General features: G+C 62.2%; 12 protein-coding genes and 3 tRNA genes. 6 read left to right on the forward strand and 9 right to left on the reverse strand.

The genetic code is table 11. The features are described 5' to 3' along the window. Positions 1-71: 71 nt before the first annotated feature. The 4 genes from gltB to ACXAHG_RS06710 all read right to left on the reverse strand — a co-directional run bounded on the left by gltB (position 72) and on the right by ACXAHG_RS06710 (position 7,435). Positions 72-4,604: a glutamate synthase large subunit gene (gene gltB / locus ACXAHG_RS06695; protein ID WP_475056495.1), complete on the reverse strand. Its 4,533-nt coding sequence runs from the start codon at positions 4,602-4,604 to the stop codon at positions 72-74. A 12-nt stretch (positions 4,605-4,616) separates the two neighbouring features. Continuing rightward, positions 4,617-5,393, reverse strand: coding sequence for a hypothetical protein (locus tag ACXAHG_RS06700; RefSeq protein WP_475056496.1), 777 nt, complete (start codon positions 5,391-5,393; stop codon positions 4,617-4,619). Between the two features lie 61 nt (positions 5,394-5,454). After that, positions 5,455-5,886 (reverse strand): GFA family protein, encoded by a 432-nt coding sequence (locus tag ACXAHG_RS06705; protein ID WP_475040077.1) that lies wholly within the window; start codon positions 5,884-5,886, stop codon positions 5,455-5,457. A gap of 109 nt (positions 5,887-5,995) precedes the next feature. After that, positions 5,996-7,435 (reverse strand): NAD(P)-dependent oxidoreductase, encoded by a 1,440-nt coding sequence (locus ACXAHG_RS06710; protein WP_475056497.1) that lies wholly within the window; start codon positions 7,433-7,435, stop codon positions 5,996-5,998. 242 nt (positions 7,436-7,677) lie between these two features. Between ACXAHG_RS06710 and ACXAHG_RS06715 the strand changes: the two genes are divergently transcribed. Further along, positions 7,678-8,484 (forward strand): undecaprenyl-diphosphate phosphatase, encoded by an 807-nt coding sequence (locus tag ACXAHG_RS06715; protein ID WP_475056498.1) that lies wholly within the window; start codon positions 7,678-7,680, stop codon positions 8,482-8,484. 63 nt (positions 8,485-8,547) lie between these two features. Here the strand turns inward: ACXAHG_RS06715 and ACXAHG_RS06720 are convergent, their stop codons facing one another. Continuing rightward, entirely contained in the window at positions 8,548-9,537 is a 990-nt protein-coding gene (locus tag ACXAHG_RS06720) for a complex I NDUFA9 subunit family protein (RefSeq protein ID WP_475056499.1), read from the reverse strand. Between the two features lie 229 nt (positions 9,538-9,766). Here ACXAHG_RS06720 and ACXAHG_RS06725 point away from each other — a divergent pair, with 229 nt between their 5' ends. After that, a complete protein-coding gene (locus tag ACXAHG_RS06725; RefSeq protein ID WP_475056501.1) occupies positions 9,767-10,177 on the forward strand; it encodes a globin domain-containing protein in 411 nt (136 codons plus the stop codon). 109 nt (positions 10,178-10,286) lie between these two features. Then, positions 10,287-10,373: transfer RNA gene (locus ACXAHG_RS06730), tRNA-Leu, on the forward strand. 99 nt (positions 10,374-10,472) lie between these two features. Here the strand turns inward: ACXAHG_RS06730 and ACXAHG_RS06735 are convergent. Both ACXAHG_RS06735 and ACXAHG_RS06740 read right to left on the reverse strand, forming a co-directional pair. Further along, a complete protein-coding gene (locus ACXAHG_RS06735; RefSeq protein ID WP_475056502.1) occupies positions 10,473-11,960 on the reverse strand; it encodes a flavin-containing monooxygenase in 1,488 nt (495 codons plus the stop codon). 10 nt (positions 11,961-11,970) lie between these two features. After that, a complete protein-coding gene (locus ACXAHG_RS06740; RefSeq protein ID WP_475040083.1) occupies positions 11,971-12,414 on the reverse strand; it encodes a cupin domain-containing protein in 444 nt (147 codons plus the stop codon). Positions 12,415-12,541: 127 nt separating this feature from the next. On the opposite strand from ACXAHG_RS06740, the gene ACXAHG_RS06745 reads away from it, so the two are divergent. The 3 genes from ACXAHG_RS06745 to ACXAHG_RS06755 all read left to right on the forward strand — a co-directional run bounded on the left by ACXAHG_RS06745 (position 12,542) and on the right by ACXAHG_RS06755 (position 13,942). Then, complete coding sequence (locus ACXAHG_RS06745; RefSeq protein WP_475056503.1) at positions 12,542-13,558, forward strand: AraC family transcriptional regulator; 1,017 nt, start codon at positions 12,542-12,544, stop codon at positions 13,556-13,558. 70 nt (positions 13,559-13,628) lie between these two features. Further along, a tRNA-Thr gene (locus ACXAHG_RS06750) sits at positions 13,629-13,704 on the forward strand. A gap of 151 nt (positions 13,705-13,855) precedes the next feature. Then, positions 13,856-13,942: transfer RNA gene (locus ACXAHG_RS06755), tRNA-Leu, on the forward strand. A gap of 137 nt (positions 13,943-14,079) precedes the next feature. Here the strand turns inward: ACXAHG_RS06755 and ACXAHG_RS06760 are convergent. Together ACXAHG_RS06760 and ACXAHG_RS06765 are read right to left on the reverse strand one after the other, a co-directional pair. Continuing rightward, positions 14,080-15,555 (reverse strand): heme biosynthesis HemY N-terminal domain-containing protein, encoded by a 1,476-nt coding sequence (locus ACXAHG_RS06760; RefSeq protein WP_475040085.1) that lies wholly within the window; start codon positions 15,553-15,555, stop codon positions 14,080-14,082. 10 nt (positions 15,556-15,565) lie between these two features. Then, a partial coding sequence (locus ACXAHG_RS06765) for a COG4223 family protein (RefSeq protein WP_475056504.1) occupies positions 15,566-16,732 on the reverse strand: 1,167 nt, incomplete at its 5' end.

Here is a 16,732-nt window from a genome sequence, read left to right on the forward strand (position 1 = left end):
GAACCAACTGCCAAAAAGAAAACCCCGCAAGCATTTGCCTGCGGGGTTCTGATTCCAGTCTCTAACCAGGCTTATTCCGCCGGAACAGCTGCCTGCTCCTGCATCACCGGATGCGGCAGCTTGTCGAGCATCTCTTTCGGGCAGACCTGCAGGAAGTTCGCCTTCTCGATGTCCCAATGCTGCAGGATTTCAGCGGCCTTGCGGCTGCCGGTTTCATCCAGGTGGCGCGCAATCAGGCCCTTCAGCTCTGCTTCCCAATGGGCAACGGTGACCGGGCAGGTGACCAGCGATTCCATATTCATCAGATCCGCGGCCTTGCCCTCAGGGTCATAGAGGTATGCCATGCCGCCGGTCATGCCGGCGCCGAAGTTGGCGCCGATTGAGCCGAGGATCACCGCAACACCGCCGGTCATATATTCACAGCCGTTGGAGCCGCAGCCCTCGATCACCACCGATGCACCGGAGTTGCGGACCGCAAAGCGCTCGCCCGCGCGGCCCGCCGCAAACAGGTAGCCATCGGTGGCACCGTACAGCACGGTGTTGCCGATGATGGTGTTCTCGCTCGCCGCCAGCGGGCTGACCTGCGGCGGGCGCACCACGATGATGCCGCCCGACAGGCCCTTGCCGACATAGTCGTTGGCATCGCCCGACACTTCCAGCTTCAGCCCCGGCGCCGCAAAGGCGCCAAGCGCCTGGCCGGCAGACCCCTGCAGCTTCACCGTCAGGTGGTCCGGCTGGAACGAATTCCGCATGCCGAAGTTGCGCACGATATGGCTGGAGGTGCGGGTGCCCACGGTGCGGTGGGTGTTCTGCACGGCATAGGACAGCTGCATCTTCTCGCCATCCTGCAGGAAGCGGGCGGCATCGCGCACGATCTCCGCATCCAGCGTGTCTGGCACCGCATTGCGGTCCTTGTCGCGGTTGTAGACGATATTGGCGGAGCCATCGACGGTGATCAGCAGCGGGTTCAGGTCCAGGTCATCCAGATGCGCGGACCCGCGCGATACCTGCGCCAGCAGGTCGGCCCGGCCGATCACCTCATCCAGCGAACGGGCGCCGATGGAGGCGAGGATCTCCCGCACTTCCTGGGCATAGAAGGTGATCAGGTTCACCACCTTGTCCGCGTTGCCGGTGAACTTGGCGCGCAAGCTCTCGTCCTGGGTGCAGACCCCCACCGGGCAGGTGTTGGACTGGCACTGGCGCACCATGATGCAGCCCATGGCGATCAGGGCAGCTGTCCCAATGCCGTATTCCTCGGCCCCCAGCATCGCTGCCATCACGATATCGCGCCCGGTGCGCAGGCCGCCGTCGGTGCGCAGCGTCACCCGCTCGCGCAGGTTATTCATCGCCAGCACCTGATGCGCCTCGGTCAGGCCCATCTCCCACGGCAGGCCCGCATATTTGATCGAGGTCGCAGGCGACGCCCCGGTGCCGCCGTTGTGGCCCGAGATCAGGATGATGTCAGCCTTCGCCTTGGCAACGCCCGCGGCGATGGTGCCAACACCCGAAGACGCCACCAGCTTCACCGTCACCTTGCAGCGCGGGTTGATCTGCTTCAGGTCATAGATCAGCTGCGCCAGATCCTCGATCGAATAGATATCATGGTGCGGCGGCGGCGAGATCAGCGTGACACCCTTGGTCGAGTGGCGCAGGCGGGCAATCAGGTCGGTAACCTTCATCCCCGGCAGCTGGCCGCCCTCGCCGGGCTTGGCGCCCTGGGCCACCTTGATTTCCAGCTCTTCGCACTGATTCAGGTATTCGGCAGTGACGCCAAAGCGGCCCGACGCCACCTGCTTGATCTTCGCAGACGGGTTGTCGCCATTCGGCTCCGGCACGAAATGCGCCGGATCTTCACCGCCCTCGCCGGAGTCCGACTTGGCACCGATCCGGTTCATCGCCACGTTCAGCGTCTTATGCGCTTCAGGCGACAGCGCGCCGAGCGACATGCCCGGGGTGACAAACCGCTTGCGGATCGAGGTGATCGATTCGACCTCTTCAATCGGCACTGCCTTGCCCAGCGGCTTGATCTGCAACAGGTCGCGCAGGTGGATCGGCGGATTGCTCTGCATCTTCGCCGAATACTGTTTCCACAGCTCATATGAGGCTCTGTTACAGGCCATTTGCATCATATGCATGGAGGTCGCTTCCCACGCGTGGGTCTCGCCCGATTTGCGCGCCTTGTAGAAGCCCCCGATCGGCAGGATGCCTTCCTGGGTCTTCCAGGCCTTGGCGTGGATTTCCTCCGCCTTGGTCTGGATGCCGGTCACACCGATGCCGGAAATGCGGCTGGTCATGCCCGGGAAATACTCCGCACACATGGCGCGGGACAGACCCACCGCCTCAAAGTTCAACCCGCCGCGGTAGGAGGACACCACCGAAATCCCCATCTTGGCCATGATCTTCAACAGGCCCTGGTCGATGGCTTCGCGGTAGCGCGCTACATTGTCGGTCAGCGAGCCGTCCAGCAGCCCGCGTTCGATGCGGTCAGCCAGCGAATCCTCGGCCAGATAGGCGTTCACCACGGTGGCGCCGCAGCCGATCAGCACCGCAAAATAATGCGGGTCGATGCATTCCGCCGACCGCACATTCAGCGAGCAGAAGGTGCGCAGCCCCTTGCGGGTCAGATGCGAATGCACGGCAGAGGTCGCCAGGATCATCGGCATCGCCACCTTGTCAGCACCGGAATGCTGGTCGGTCAGCACGATGTGGCCGGCACCGGACCGCACCGCCTCCTCGGCCTCGGACCGGATCCGCTCCAGCGCGGCACTCAGGGACCCGCGGCCCGGTTCAAAGGTACAGTCGATCTCTGCCAGCGGCGCATTCAGCTGCTCCACCAGCTTGTCCCACTGGGCGTTACCCACAAACGGGCTTTCCAGCACGATGATCTCAGTCTGGGAGCTGTCCTCATCCAGCACGTTCTTCAGGTTGCCAAAGCGGGTTTTCAGCGACATCACCCGGAATTCCCGCAAGCTGTCGATCGGCGGGTTGGTCACCTGGCTGAAGTTCTGGCGGAAGAAATGGCTCAGCGGGCGGTACATCTTGGACAGCACGGCAGACGGGGTGTCATCACCCATCGAGGCCAGCGCTTCCTTGCCGTCCTCGGCCATCGGCGCCAGGATCTGCTCCAGCTCCTCAATGGAATAGCCCGCGGCCACCTGGCGGCGGCGCAGCTCCTCGCCGCTGAACAGCGGCTGTTCGGTCACTTGCGCCAAAGTCGCGTCCAGATCGTTGATCCGCTTGACCCAGTCGCCGAACGGCAGCGCGCGCGCCAGCTTGTCCTTGATCTGCTGGTCGTTGAACAATTTGCCCTTTTGCATATCGACGGCCAGCATCTGGCCCGGACCCAGCGCGCCCTTCTCAACCACCGATGCCTCGTCAATCGGCACCATGCCCGCCTCAGAGCCCGCAATAACCAGCCCGTCGCCGGTCACCACATAGCGCATCGGGCGCAGGCCGTTGCGGTCCAGGCCCGCGCAGACCCAGCGGCCGTCGGTCATCGCCAGCGCCGCGGGGCCGTCCCAGGGCTCCATCACAGAGTTGCAGTAGGAATACATGTCGCGCCACGCCTGCGGCAGTTCGACCGCCTGCTTGGACCAGCTTTCCGGCACCAGCATGGTTTTCGCCATCGGCGCCGACCGGCCCGCGCGCACCAGAACCTCGAACACCCCGTCCAGCGCGGCAGAGTCCGACGCCCCGCCCGGCACGATCGGCTTGATGTCCTCGGCATAGTCGCCAAAGGTCGCCGACGCCATGCGGATCTCATGGCTCTTCATCCAGTTCAGGTTGCCCTTCAGCGTGTTGATCTCGCCGTTATGCGCCAGCATCCGGAACGGCTGCGCCAGCCACCACTGCGGGAAAGTGTTGGTGGAATAACGCTGGTGATAGATCGCAAAGGCGCTCTCAAACCGCTCATCCATCAGGTCCGGGTAGAACACCGCAACCTGCTCCGCCAGCATCATCCCCTTGTAGATGATCGAGCGGCAGGACAGCGACGCAATGTACAGGCCCGGGATAGCCGCCGCATTGGCTGCCTTCTCGATCCGGCGGCGGATCACATACAGCTCGCGCTCAAAGGTTTCCTCATCCACACCCTTGGCGTTGGAAATCAGGATCTGCTCGATTTCCGGGCGGGTCGCATTGGCCTTTTCGCCCAGGCAGGTCACATCCACCGGCACATGGCGCCAGCCGTAGATCGAATAGCCCATGCGCAGAACTTCGGTTTCCACGATGGTCCGGCAGCGCTCCTGGGCGCCGAAATCGGTGCGCGGCAGGAACACCTGGCCCACCGCCATCAGCTCATCCTGGCGCGGCTCGTGGCCGGTGCGGCGGATCTGGTCATAGAAGAACGGAACCGGGATCTGCACATGGATGCCCGCGCCGTCGCCGGTCTTGCCGTCGGCATCCACCGCGCCGCGGTGCCAGATCGCCTTCAGCGCGTCGATGCCGGCCTCAACCACCTTGCGGCTTTTCTTGCCGTCAACCGAAACCACCAGGCCCACGCCGCAGGAGGAATGCTCTTCCTCCTCGGAATAGAGACCATTTTCGGCCATCCATTTGCGCTTGTTTTCCTCGGCCTTGACCCATGCGGCATCAAATTTGGTCATGACGTTCTCCGATTAACTGATGGCGCAGCATTCAGCTGCGGCCGGTTGTGTGTGCAGATCCAGGGCGCGTTCGCCCCAGGCGCGGGGCACCGCGCGGATCCGTTGCATTAGGGTTTTCACGTGGTCCTGATCGTCCTGCCAGACGGCGCCGATCACCGGATATAGCGCCCCCGCGTCGCGCAGCGGGTCGACAACATCGTGGCTGTCGCGGTCAGCCAGGTAATGATGGATACCCGGCCCCTGCGGGAAGGCCTGCCAGTGCAGCGCATCCTCGGCATTATGGCGCCCATGCAGCAGGGTGTACTGCACCTGCCCGCCCATCGCCTGATCCAGCGCCGGACGGCTGAAGTCCGCGATCCGGCTGCGCGCCCCGATCCAGCGGCGGTCCGCCGGAAACGTCTCCGGGCGCGGGCAGTATTGCGGCGCCAGCGCCAGCGCGCGGCCGGCCCCCAGCTCCGCGGCATAGGACAGCGCGCCATATCCGCCCATCGACACCCCGACCGTCATCAGCCGCCGCAAGCCGTGCTGCTGGACATAGCCGGACACGGCCCGAAGAATCGCAGCCGCAACGCCTGCGCCCTGGAACCAGCCCTGGCGGCGGTCGGTGACAAATATGCAATGGCGCGCACCGCGGTCCGAGGCGCTGGCCGCAAACTCCAACAGCCCGCGCTTGGCGGCATTGGCGTTGTAGCTGGTGAACACGATCATGCCGCCGTCCCCGCGCCCTTCCAGCGCACGGATCTCCAGCGCCGCATCCGCGTGGAGGCGGCGGGATCGCAGGCGGAACATGGCCTGGCGGAGGGATTTGCGTAGCTTCAGCCGCATGGCAATCAGCGCGGGGCCCGGGGCCTCACGCCTCTTCCTTATTGGCTTGGGTGAACATGCCGATCACCTCGGCACCGGTCAGCTTGCGGCAGCTGCTGTCAAAGGCATAGCCCGCGGGCTTCTTGTCGACATAGATCTCCAGCCCCAGCGCATTGCCGCCAGCATTTTCAAACAGGCCAGCCGACATCTGCGTCTGGCCCTTATGCTCGCCCGAGGTCATCCGGTACCACAGCGACGATCCGCACTTGCCGCAGAACGCCCGCTCGGCCCAGCTGGAGGACTGATAGGTCTGCACCGGCCCCAGCGCCGCATAGCCGCTGGCCGCCTGAAAGCTCAGATACGGCCCGCTGGCCCAGCGCTGACACATTTCGCAGTGGCAGGCGGAAACGGACGCGCGCGCCGGGGTGGCGGTGACGGTCACCGCGCCGCACATGCATTGTCCCTTCAACTCGCTCATATCCATGTTCCTTCTGCTGGCTGGGTCAGCAATGCTGACCTTGCTGCGGTTGGCCCGCTGCGCCGCCGGTGCACAGGGGGTGCACAGACGGTGTACGGGGGGTGCCGGCTTATTCCGCCGCCACCGCGGCCTTGCTGTTGAAGTTCTCCAGGATCGCCTCGGCGCAGTCGCGGCCGTCCTTGATCGCCCAAACCACCAGCGAGGCACCGCGCACGATGTCGCCCACCGCATAGACGCCGTCCAGTTCGGTCGCACCGGTCTTGAACGCGGCTTTGACAGTGCCCCAGCGGGTCACCGGCAGTTCCGGCTGGTTCCACAGGGTGGGCAGCTCCTCCGGCTCAAAGCCCAGCGCCTTGATGACCAGATCGGCCTCCTCAACATAGTCCGCACCTTCGATCACTTCCGGCGCCTGGCGGCCCGAGGCATCCGGCTGGCCCAGACGCATCTTCTGCACCATCACGCCGGAAACCTTGCCGCCCTCATCGGTGAAGCCCTTGGGCGCCGACAGCCATTCGAAGACCACGCCTTCTTCCTCGGCGTTCTGGGTCTCGCGCTGCGAGCCCGGCATATTGGCGCGGTCGCGGCGGTAGAGGCATTTGACAGAAGTCGCGCCCTGGCGGATCGAGGTGCGGACGCAATCCATCGCAGTATCGCCGCCGCCGATCACCACAACCTTTTTGCCTTCCGCATTCAGGTCGCCGTTGTCGAACTCGGCAACCTCATCGCCAAAGCTCTTCTTGTTGGAGGCGCACAGGAAATCGATCGCCTTGACGATGCCTTCGGACCCGCTGCCCGGCATCGCCAGATCGCGCGATTTATAGACGCCGGTGGCGATGATCACCGCGTTATGCTTGGCCCGGATCTCCTCAAACGAGATGTCCTCGCCCACATTGCAGTTCAGCACGAAAGTCACGCCGCCGTCTGCCAGCAGCTTGTTGCGGCGCTCCACCACGTCCTTTTCCAGCTTAAAGCTGGGGATACCGTACATCAGCAGCCCGCCCGCGCGGTCATAGCGGTCATAAACGGTGACCTGCACCCCCGCCTTGCGCAGCATATCCGCCGCCGCCAGGCCGCCGGGGCCGGCGCCGATGATGCCAACGCTCTCGCTGCGCTCGGCCAGCGGCGCGGCGGGCTTCACCCAGCCGTTTTCCCAGGCGGTGTCGGTGATGTATTTCTCGACCGAGCCGATGGTCACGGTGCCATGGCCGGACTGCTCGATCACGCAGTTGCCTTCGCACAGGCGGTCCTGCGGGCAGATGCGGCCGCAGATCTCCGGGAAGGTGTTGGTGGCCTGGCTGGTGGCATAGGCCTCTTCCAGGCGGCCGGTGGCGGTCAGGCGCAGCCAGTCGGGGATGTTGTTGTGCAGCGGGCAGTGGCTCTGGCAATAAGGCACACCGCACTGGCTGCAGCGGCTGGCCTGTTCTTCTGCCTTGGCAGCAGCGTACTCTGCGTAAATCTCATTGAAGTCTTCCTTGCGTACACTCGCGTCACGCTTCTCCGGCATGTCGCGTTCGATCTGCACAAATTTCAGCATCGGTTGCTTGGCCACGGGCTGGACTCCATCGTTTGTCTGGCTGCGCAGGCACCCCTGCAGGTACGGTTACGCTTTTATGTCAACTTTGCTGACCTATTTTGCCAGCGCTTTACTTCTGATATCGTTTTTCGCGGAAATGTACAGAAATTTTAGGTCCGTATCGGACCCGAATAACCGCTTTCCAATCCAGAGCCGGGATTTATACAGAGTCGCGACAGTTTACGGCCCATCCGCGGCCAGCGAAGGATGATTTCAGCATGCCGCTTTTTCAGCTGATCCTGGTTGCGTTGATCCAAGGCATTACCGAATTCCTGCCTGTTTCCTCCTCCGGCCACCTGATTCTGCTGCCTGGCCTCACAGGACTCAATGACCAGGGCCAGGTGATCGACGTCGCCGTGCATGTGGGCACCCTGGCGGCAGTGATGGTCTATTTCTGGAGCGATGTGCGCACAGGGCTGGCCGGCCTGCCCCGCGCTTTGACCGGCCGCACCGACACGCAGGGCTCCCGGCTTGCTACAGGGCTGATCGTGGCCACCATCCCCACCATCCTGTTCGGCGCAGCACTGCATTTCACCGGCCTCAGCGATGCGCTGCGGTCGATCACCGTGATCGGCTGGACCATGCTCGGCTTCGGGCTGGTGCTGTATTGGGCCGACCAGAAAGGCGCAGCGGTGAAACAGGCCGGCGATTGGGGCCTGCGCGACGCGCTGATCATGGGGCTGTGGCAAATGCTGGCGCTGATCCCCGGCACCTCGCGGTCCGGCATCACTATCACCGGCGCGCGGCAGCTCGGCTACACCCGCGAAGACGGCGCCCGGATTGCCATGCTGATGTCGATCCCGACGATCATCGCCTCCGGCGTACTGCTGGGAACCGAAGTGGCACTAGAGGCCAACACTGCGCTGATGCGCGATGCCGGGATCGCCGCGGTGCTGGCCATGCTTTCCGCCCTGGCGGCGCTCAGCCTGATGATGCGGCTGCTGCGCTCCGTCAGCTTCACGCCCTACGTGATTTACCGGGTGATCCTGGGCCTGGTGCTGCTGGCCATCGCCTACAGCAGCTGAACCGGGATGCGAAAAAGCGCGGAATTGCTTCCGCGCTTCAAACCCTTGGCCGTAACTGGCTGTTCAGGCACCATTGCGCAGGTTGCGCGCCGAATTTGTCATTTCGTCGTATTGCCCCGAAGGACGGAATTTCCACAGGTAATCCGGCAGCACAGACCCTGCGGAAACCGGGCTGATGCCCAGATCAGCAAATCCCTTGGCCCCTTCGGAAACAACATTGTCTGCCTTAAGGCTTTTCAGCTGATCGCGGGTCAAAACCTTGTTTTCAATAAGCTGGAAGCTGGCAGCCTGAACCATATCGAAGCCAAAAGCCACAAGCTTTGCCACAAACCCCGGCAGCGACAGAATGATGCGGCGGCGGTGAATCACGCCCAGCATTTGCTCCATCAGCGCCCGGAAACTCTTCACTTCCGGCCCGCCCAGCTCATAGATGCCGCTTTCTGCTTCGCCCAAAACGCCCATAACAGCGGCCTTGGCCACATCATCGGCAAAGACAGGCTGGAATTTGGTTGCGCCCGCAGCAATCGGCAGCAGCGGAGACAGCCGGCACATCGCGGCAAAACGGTTGAAGAACCCGTCTTCGGCCCCGAAGATCACGGAGGGGCGGAGGATCATTGCATCCGGGAAATTCTGCAGCACTGCGGCTTCGCCTGCGGCCTTGGTGCGGGAATATTCGCTGGCAGCATTCGCGTCAGCGCCGATTGCGGAAATATGCACGAGCCGGGCAACACCCTGCTGCGCTGCAATACGGGCGATACGGCCTGCACCTTCAGCGTGGATTGATCCAAAAGTGTTCTTACCCAACTCATTCAGCACGCCGACGCAGTTCACCACCGCATCCGCCCCCTGCATGACAGAGGCGACCGACATGTCGTCGCGGATATTGCAGAAAACCGGCTCCACCTGGCCCGGAACACCATAAGGCTTCACATGCATGGCTTCATTTGGCCGGCGCACGGCCACCCGCACACGCCAGCCTTCCTTGGCCATGCGCCGCGCAATGTAACGGCCTGCAAAACCGGATCCGCCATAGATCGTGACCAGTTTGGACATCTTTAGGCTCCTGAATTTAGCTGCCCCTATGCTGTAGCGCCGCATGAGGCGTCAAACAAGGCGCAAAACGTGGATATTCCACAGCATTGGTATCAGAAACCGCCGCCTCCGCAGGCTGGGAGCTGCGCTTTTTACGGTTTGCTTAACCTTCCCTTCAGCCCCGGGGCGTTAAGGCAAAATGGTGTGTTTAATACTCTTATTCTGATGAGTGCTCAGGAGACTTATTCAAATGGTCAGCGAAAAGGACAAAGCCCTGATCCGGAAGAGCATCGAAAGCGAGCGGATGGACCTCGAAGCTTTCGTGCCGGCGTTCTACCGGAAGTTCTTTGAAACCTGCCCGGACATCCGCGATCTGTTTCCAGATGACTTGTCACAGCAAGAGGAAAAGCTGCTGGCGTCGCTCACCCATATTGCCGAAGCACTGGATGATTCCCGCCGGCTGGATGCAATCCTTCAGCAGCAAGGCAAAAAACACCGCAAGCTGGAAGTGTCCGACGCCCATTTCGAAGGTTTCATATCCAGTTTCACCGGCGCCCTGGCGAGTACGCTGGGGACTGACTGGAATGATGAAACCCAAGCTGCCTGGGTCATTTTTCTGACTGATATTGCTTGCAAGATGAATTTCATGACCCGGATATAACACGCCGCGGCAATGGGCTCTGCCCAGGGTTCCGACCCTCGCCAAGCTGCGCCAATTTTCCGTTTGACGCCCTCAGGAAACCGCCATATACGCCGGTCTCACGACACCTGCCCAGGTGGCGGAATTGGTAGACGCGCTAGCTTCAGGTGCTAGTGTCCGTATGGACGTGGAGGTTCGAGTCCTCTCCTGGGCACCATTCCCCCGAAAACCCATCGAAACAGATTGCGGCGAATTTGGCTTGCTTGCGTCCCAAGGCACCGCGCCCACCGTTTCCAGCGGGCGCAGCAGTGAGACCTCAAGCCGCTTGATACTGCGGCGCTGTTGCCAGAAACCGCCCGTAGGCACTGGCATCGGGAGGCGCGAATTGCTCCGTCAGAAAATTGGACCGCTTCCATTGCGACGCGCCCATATCAATCAGCAATTCATCGAAATGCTTGAAATGAAAGGGAGCCGAGCAAAGCCCGCCATAGATCTGAGCTGCCGGCCTTTCCTTGCGGCGCCAATCAAGCATCATCTGGATGTTCTCTTCCATCTCGGCCCGGGAGGGCTGCCGCGCCAGTTTCCCATCGGCAAAGCGGACAAGCCAGTTGGCCACCATCTCCGCCGACAAGATGGTACAGAAGCTGGAGTTGAAGCCAACAAACCCCATCTCCGGCAGGTCCGGGTTCACTGCCAGGCGGTACGTCCGGTACTGGCCGTCCGCCTCGATGAGCTTGTCCAAATAGGGCTGCGCCAGATACGGGATGCCCAGTTTCCAGCCAACCGCTGAAATCACCAGATCAGCACCTATTCTTTCGCCGGTCTCCAGCACAATTTCATCCCCTTCGTAACGCGAAAAGGTTGTGCGGCGCGGGATGATAGAGCCGTCTTTGAACCCTTCGAACAAACCCGGCGTCACAATTGGCACTGAGCAGGACACATCCTTTTCAATCGGAATGTCCGGCACCATGTCCCATTTCTTCAGCCCCAGCTGCATCTTCAGCAAGGTCTCGAGACCGCGGAAATTTACCCATATGAGCGGTTTTGCAAGGCTGTACAAAGCCTTGTGCAGAAAACTGCGGCCCCAGCCGTTGAACTGCGCTTCCTGTGCCCGCATGTACAGCAGCTTCTTGAAATTGATACCTCCGACGAAATACGGCACCCGCCAGACATTCTGCCTGTAGACCAGATGCACCTGCCGGGCACCGTTTTGCGCCGCGTTTACTGCAACGTCCGTGGCGGATTTGGATCCGCCCAGCACAACAACACGTTTGCCGCGCGCCTGTTCGGGGTCCAGGTATTCGGAGGAGTGCATCACCTCACCGCCCTGCGAGACAAAGGCGTCCTGTCCGGGGTGGGTCAGTATGTTCTTTTCCGAGAACTGACCGGTGCAGATCACGGTAAAGTCGGTGTCCAGCACCTTGCGTTCGCCACCGGTTTCTATGAGCAGCCGCCAGCCCGGCTGTCCATCCGGCCGCCGGTCCATTTCCATCACATTGCTGTTCAGCTGAAACAGCTTATGCAGCCCATGCCTGGCCGCGTAGGAATGCAAATAGGCGTGGACCTGAGGCCCCTTTGGCCATTCCGGATACTCCTTCGGCATTGGAAGGTCCGTGTAGCAATAGAGATCCTTGGGGGACTGTGTCTGGACACCGGGGTAAGAGCGGGACGGCTCCCAGACTCCCCCCAGGTCCTGGCTGCGCTCAAACCCCAGAACCTGATGGCCCTTCTCGGCAAATGCCTTGGCGGCGGCAAGCCCGCTTACTCCGCCGCCGATGACCGCGACCGTTTTACGCTTCACCATCTCCGCCCCCTTATTCCGAAGGCGGCGGCAGGAAGTCGACCTCGTGCAAGGCCGAAAGCCGCACCAGTTCCTGAGGATCGGTCACCCCGTCCAGTGCGCAGAACAAATCATAAAGCTTGCGCGAAGGCGCTACGCCAAACACGCAGGAGGCAGTGCCACCGGAACGGTTGAATATACCATGCGCCACGCCCATCGGCATCCGCACCGTGTCGCCCGGGCCTGCCTGAAACACATCACCGCCAAACTCCACCTCCAGCGTGCCCTCAAGCATCGTGATCCATTCATCCTGGGTCGGATGCACATGCGGCGGAACAAAGGTGCCGTCTGGAATGACCGCGTGCCACACAAAGGCATTTTCGCTGTGCAGTTTAGGCGTGTAGGTGTGGCCGACCACATTCCAGGACCGGCTGTCCAGCCCATCCGCGGCCTTCGTAATTCCCTGATCGAGAGCCATGTTTTCCTCCCTCATGCAGCTCATCCATCAAGCCTACGGCGGGTCAGGAAAAAGGATTATCCAGAATGCGCAAAATAGCGCAGGACCGTGTGATTGCCTGACGGCACCGGCGTGCTAGGCTGCCGGTATGACCCGTCCGCAGACAACAGAGCAGCATGAACCCTTGCGCGCATGGCGGCAGTTTGAGGGCCATGACTTTGACCAAGTGCGCGCCCTGGTCGCGGGAAAATTCTGCGACCACAGCCTGAGACCCCTTGGTGCCCCGCAAAACACCAGTATGCGGTACAACCATGTGCGCGGACAGGCGCTGTCGCTCAACTATCTGAGCTATGGGTCAGCAGTTGAGATCAATCCGGGAGAGCTCCAGGATTTCTACCTGGTGCAATTGCCGGTCAGCGGGCAGGCTCTGGTCGCCAATGGTGCGGAACCCGCTGTGTCTGACCCTGGCCTGGCCACAGTGCTCAACCCGTCCCGGGAAACACGGATGACATGGCACACCGGTTGCCGGATGCTGCTTCTGCAGATCAGCCGTGAAGCTTTGCATGCAACTGCAGAACGCGCCACCGGTCTGCCGCTTTGCGAAGGCGTCATGTTCCGTACTGCGGTTCCCTTGGAAAACGGCGCCCTGCGGGATTGGATGCGCCAGTTTTCAGCCTGTGTCGCCGCAACGGAAAACAAGGCGGGCTTCGGGTCTTGGAATTCAATGCAACAGACGATGATCGAAGAGCAGCTGATCCTGGGGCTGCTGACGCATCAGGACAGCAATATCCGTCATTTGATGAAGCCAAAATCAGCGCCATCAAACTGCCAAATGCGCCGCGCCAGGGACTTCATTCATGCCAATGCTTCCGAGCCCTTGACCGTTTCTGCCATTGCCGCTGCAGCCGGTTGCAGCATCCGGTCACTGCAAGCCGGTTTCCGCAGCCAGCTCAGCCTGACGCCGATGCAATACCTATGCGCTGTCCGGCTGGACATGGCGCGCTACCTGCTGCTGTCCCAGCCCGCCGGAACACCGGTCAGCAGTATCGCTTATGACTGCGGGTTTTCCCACCTGGGCCGGTTTTCCCGGCTTTACCGCGACCGCTTTGGCGAGCTTCCCAGAGACACCTCTCCCGCGCAGGGAAATCTGCAAAGATCCGGATGATCCCTGCTTGCACGGTGCAGGCTCAGTGTTTAAACGGTCTGCACTGGTTTCTGCCGCTGGCAGAAACTGTGCCGCTGTAGCTCAGCTGGTAGAGCACGTCATTCGTAATGATGGGGTCGGGGGTTCGAGTCCCTTCAGCGGCACCACTTTCCCCGGTTTTGCAATCACCCGGCATATCAGTGCTTTGCAATGTCCGGAGCGGATTCTTACCGGCCTGGCAGAAAAAGCTATCTTTGGCGGCGGGTTTCCATTTGACGCTGCCTGCGACTCCGCTTATACGGCGGTCTCACGACACCTGCCCAGGTGGCGGAATTGGTAGACGCGCTAGCTTCAGGTGCTAGTGTCCGTATGGACGTGGAGGTTCGAGTCCTCTCCTGGGCACCATTCTCCCAAACATTCAGTAACACTGTAAACGCGGTATTCTGCTGCATCGTTTTCAGCACACCGCGCAAGCGCCTGAAATGAAAAACGGCAGGACGCGCCTGCCGTTCATCATGACTGGTATTGACCAGAAACTGCCGTCAGCCTGCTTCTTTGGCCGGGCTCTGTGATACGCCGGCTTCCTCCGCAGCTTCTTCGACAATCTCAGCGTCCTCAACCGGCTCCGCGCTCTTGTCCTCCAGCGCACCGGTGATCAGCGGCAGCATGTGGGCAGCCGCCACGCTGGCCACTTCAGGCGTTTCCGGGCGTTTCCAGGACAGCGTGTCAAAGCTGGAGCAGTGCTCGCAGACCGGCGCCCATTCGGCATGAATGTGGTTGCAGCTGTCACAGACCCACTGGGGCCCGCGCGGCGCGGTCAGCGCCTTGGCCAGCCAGCCCTGCACCACTTTGTCGCCGGCGCCTTCGCCGCGTTCGATTGCGGCCATCAGTGTCAGCGCACGGGCATCCAAAGCTCTTTCGGCAAGATCGCTCAGCCAGCGGCGGGCCTCAGGAAAATCTTCGGCCACGATGTTCAGTTCCGCCATGATCAGCCGGGTTTCGTCATCCTGCGGCTTCAGACGGGCCAGCTGGTCGAAACGCTTGACGCGATCAGCCGCCGTTTCCTCCGGTTCAATTCCGGCAAAGGCATGGGCCAAATCGGGGTGCGGCTGGCTTTCCCAGGTTTTCTTGAGCAGACGGGCTGCCGGCCGTTTCTTTCCTTTGGCAATATATGCACGGGCGGCCATGGCTGCGGCGGGCACCAAATCCGGAGAGAGCCGGTTTGCCTCTATGGCCTGCTCCTGCTGCTCGATGGTTGCACTTTCATCCAGAAGACCCTTGGACGCTGACAGTGCCAGCACCGCATCGCGCCGTTTGAACACATCGCGCGGCAGGGTTCCGGTCTTGAGCTTGGTCGACAGCGTCTTGCGCGCCCCGGCCCAGTCTTCCGCCTGAGCCTGCAGGCGCAGCAGCGTGTCCTGCACCTCTTCGTGCTTGGGCCGCAGTGCCAGTGCCTTTTCCGCCAGCTGGCGGGCGGTGTCCGTGTCGCCCTCGGACAGCTTCTGCTTCATGATCCCGCGCACCCCGACAAAGCGGGTCGGCTGGTTGGACAGAAGGCGCTTGTAGGCCTCCGCCGCCTTGTGGGTGTCACCGCTCATCTCTGCCGCCTGCGCCACCAGCAGATCGGTCAGCTCCGGCTTTTGCAAAAACTTTTCGGCCCGCGCCGCCTTGGCCAGCGCCAGGCGCCCCTCGCCCGAGGCAAGCGCCATCAGCCCGTCCGACAGCGCCTGATAGCCTTTGCGTTCGCGGCCCTTGTCCCAGTAGCGCGACAAAGCAGTTTCATCGCCATTCAAGAACCGCAGAGTCGCAACCAGCAGCGACAGCAGCTTCAGGAACAGCCAAACGCCAAAAACCAGAACGCCCAGCGCAATAACCGATTGCAAGGCGCCAAGGGTATATTCCGTGCCGGCGACGGTTACCTGCACACCGCCGGCTGTTTCCATCAGCAAACCCGCGCCAAAGGCAAGAAGCGCGACGATTGCGACAAATACGAGGATCTTCAACAACGACCAGAGCATGGCGGCTTCCTTATTTGGCTTGCAGGCTTTGAGCCAGTTCAGCAGCTGCCGTCACGGCAGCCACCCGCGCATTTGCCGCGGCTTCCCAGTTGGACAGGGCGGCACGGGCCGTTTCGGGCAATACAGTGAGTTCGTTCAGCGCATCCTGCAGCTTGCCTGCGGCCACCGCTGCCTCAGTCCGGGACAGAACAGCATCCGCGCCATCGCCTTCCTGCGGCGTCACAGACCGCGCACCCAAATGCCGGTTCACATAATCCAGCAGGCCGCCGCCGCCCTTGGTTTCTTCGCGGGCTGCGGCCAGCGCCAGCCGCGCTGCCGGGGCAAAGCTGTCGCGCAGGGCGGAAATGGTGGCGACACCGCTGTCGGCCGGGCCTGACAGGACCGCCGGCACGTCCACGCCGAGGTTCGAAAGCTCCTGCACATTAGCGGCATAGCTGTTGCCGCTGTCCAATGCGGACCGCAGCTGTGCCAGCTGGGTCTGGGCGCTGGCGATCCGCGCGGCCTCGGCACTGGCGGCATCCATCGCCTGGGCTTCGGCCAGCATCTGCTCGACTTCCGCGCGCTGTGCGGCAAGGCTGTCCTGCAGCTTGGCCAGTTCGGTTTCAAACGCGGCCACTGCCTCCGGCGAGGCCCCCTCCAGCGGCCGGGTTTCCAATGCGGACACGCGGGCGGCCAGTGCGTCCAGATCCGCCCGCAAAGCCGCATCCGGTGCCGGCGCGCTCTTCAGCGGCTCAATTTCAGCGGTCAGGGCATCAATGCGGGACGCAAGCGGCGCAAGGTCGGGCGCCTGATTGGCTTCCACCTGCTGTTTCAAAGCGGCAAGGGCTGTTTCCAGCTCTGCCTGGCCGGTCTCAAGCGCGGTCAGATCAACACCGCCGCGCATAGAGGCAGGCAGCACGTTGTCGAGCCAGCCGCCCTGGCCGGCCACAAAGCCGATTACCGCGGCCACGGCGCCGCCCAGAACCGCAGAGCCGAAGCCGCCGCGTTTTTCGACAACCCGCTCCACCTCGCGCACAGGCTTGGCGGCAGTTGATTCAACCGGATCTGCAAGCGCCTCTTCAACCGCCGCATCCTCAGCGGCGGTCTCGGTCTCGGTCTCGGTCTCGGTCTCGGTCTCGGTCTCGGTCTCGGTCTCGGTCTCGGTCTCGGTCTCGGTCTCGGTCTCGGTCTCGGTCTC

The sequence above is a fragment of the Leisingera sp. ABD4_442 genome (genome assembly GCF_056160905.1).

What these genes read in the sequence shown, in the direction of transcription:
- gltB (WP_475056495.1), bottom strand. Translation starts at nt 4,604, where the DNA reads ATGACCAAATTTGATGCCGCATGGGTCAAGGCCGAGGAAAACAAGCGC.
- ACXAHG_RS06700 (WP_475056496.1), bottom strand. Translation starts at nt 5,393, where the DNA reads ATGTTCCGCCTGCGATCCCGCCGCCTCCACGCGGATGCGGCGCTGGAG.
- ACXAHG_RS06705 (WP_475040077.1), bottom strand. Translation starts at nt 5,886, where the DNA reads ATGAGCGAGTTGAAGGGACAATGCATGTGCGGCGCGGTGACCGTCACC.
- ACXAHG_RS06715 (WP_475056498.1), top strand. Translation starts at nt 7,678, where the DNA reads ATGCCGCTTTTTCAGCTGATCCTGGTTGCGTTGATCCAAGGCATTACC.
- ACXAHG_RS06720 (WP_475056499.1), bottom strand. Translation starts at nt 9,537, where the DNA reads ATGTCCAAACTGGTCACGATCTATGGCGGATCCGGTTTTGCAGGCCGT.
- ACXAHG_RS06725 (WP_475056501.1), top strand. Translation starts at nt 9,767, where the DNA reads ATGGTCAGCGAAAAGGACAAAGCCCTGATCCGGAAGAGCATCGAAAGC.
- ACXAHG_RS06735 (WP_475056502.1), bottom strand. Translation starts at nt 11,960, where the DNA reads ATGGTGAAGCGTAAAACGGTCGCGGTCATCGGCGGCGGAGTAAGCGGG.
- ACXAHG_RS06740 (WP_475040083.1), bottom strand. Translation starts at nt 12,414, where the DNA reads ATGGCTCTCGATCAGGGAATTACGAAGGCCGCGGATGGGCTGGACAGC.
- ACXAHG_RS06745 (WP_475056503.1), top strand. Translation starts at nt 12,542, where the DNA reads ATGACCCGTCCGCAGACAACAGAGCAGCATGAACCCTTGCGCGCATGG.
- ACXAHG_RS06760 (WP_475040085.1), bottom strand. Translation starts at nt 15,555, where the DNA reads ATGCTCTGGTCGTTGTTGAAGATCCTCGTATTTGTCGCAATCGTCGCG.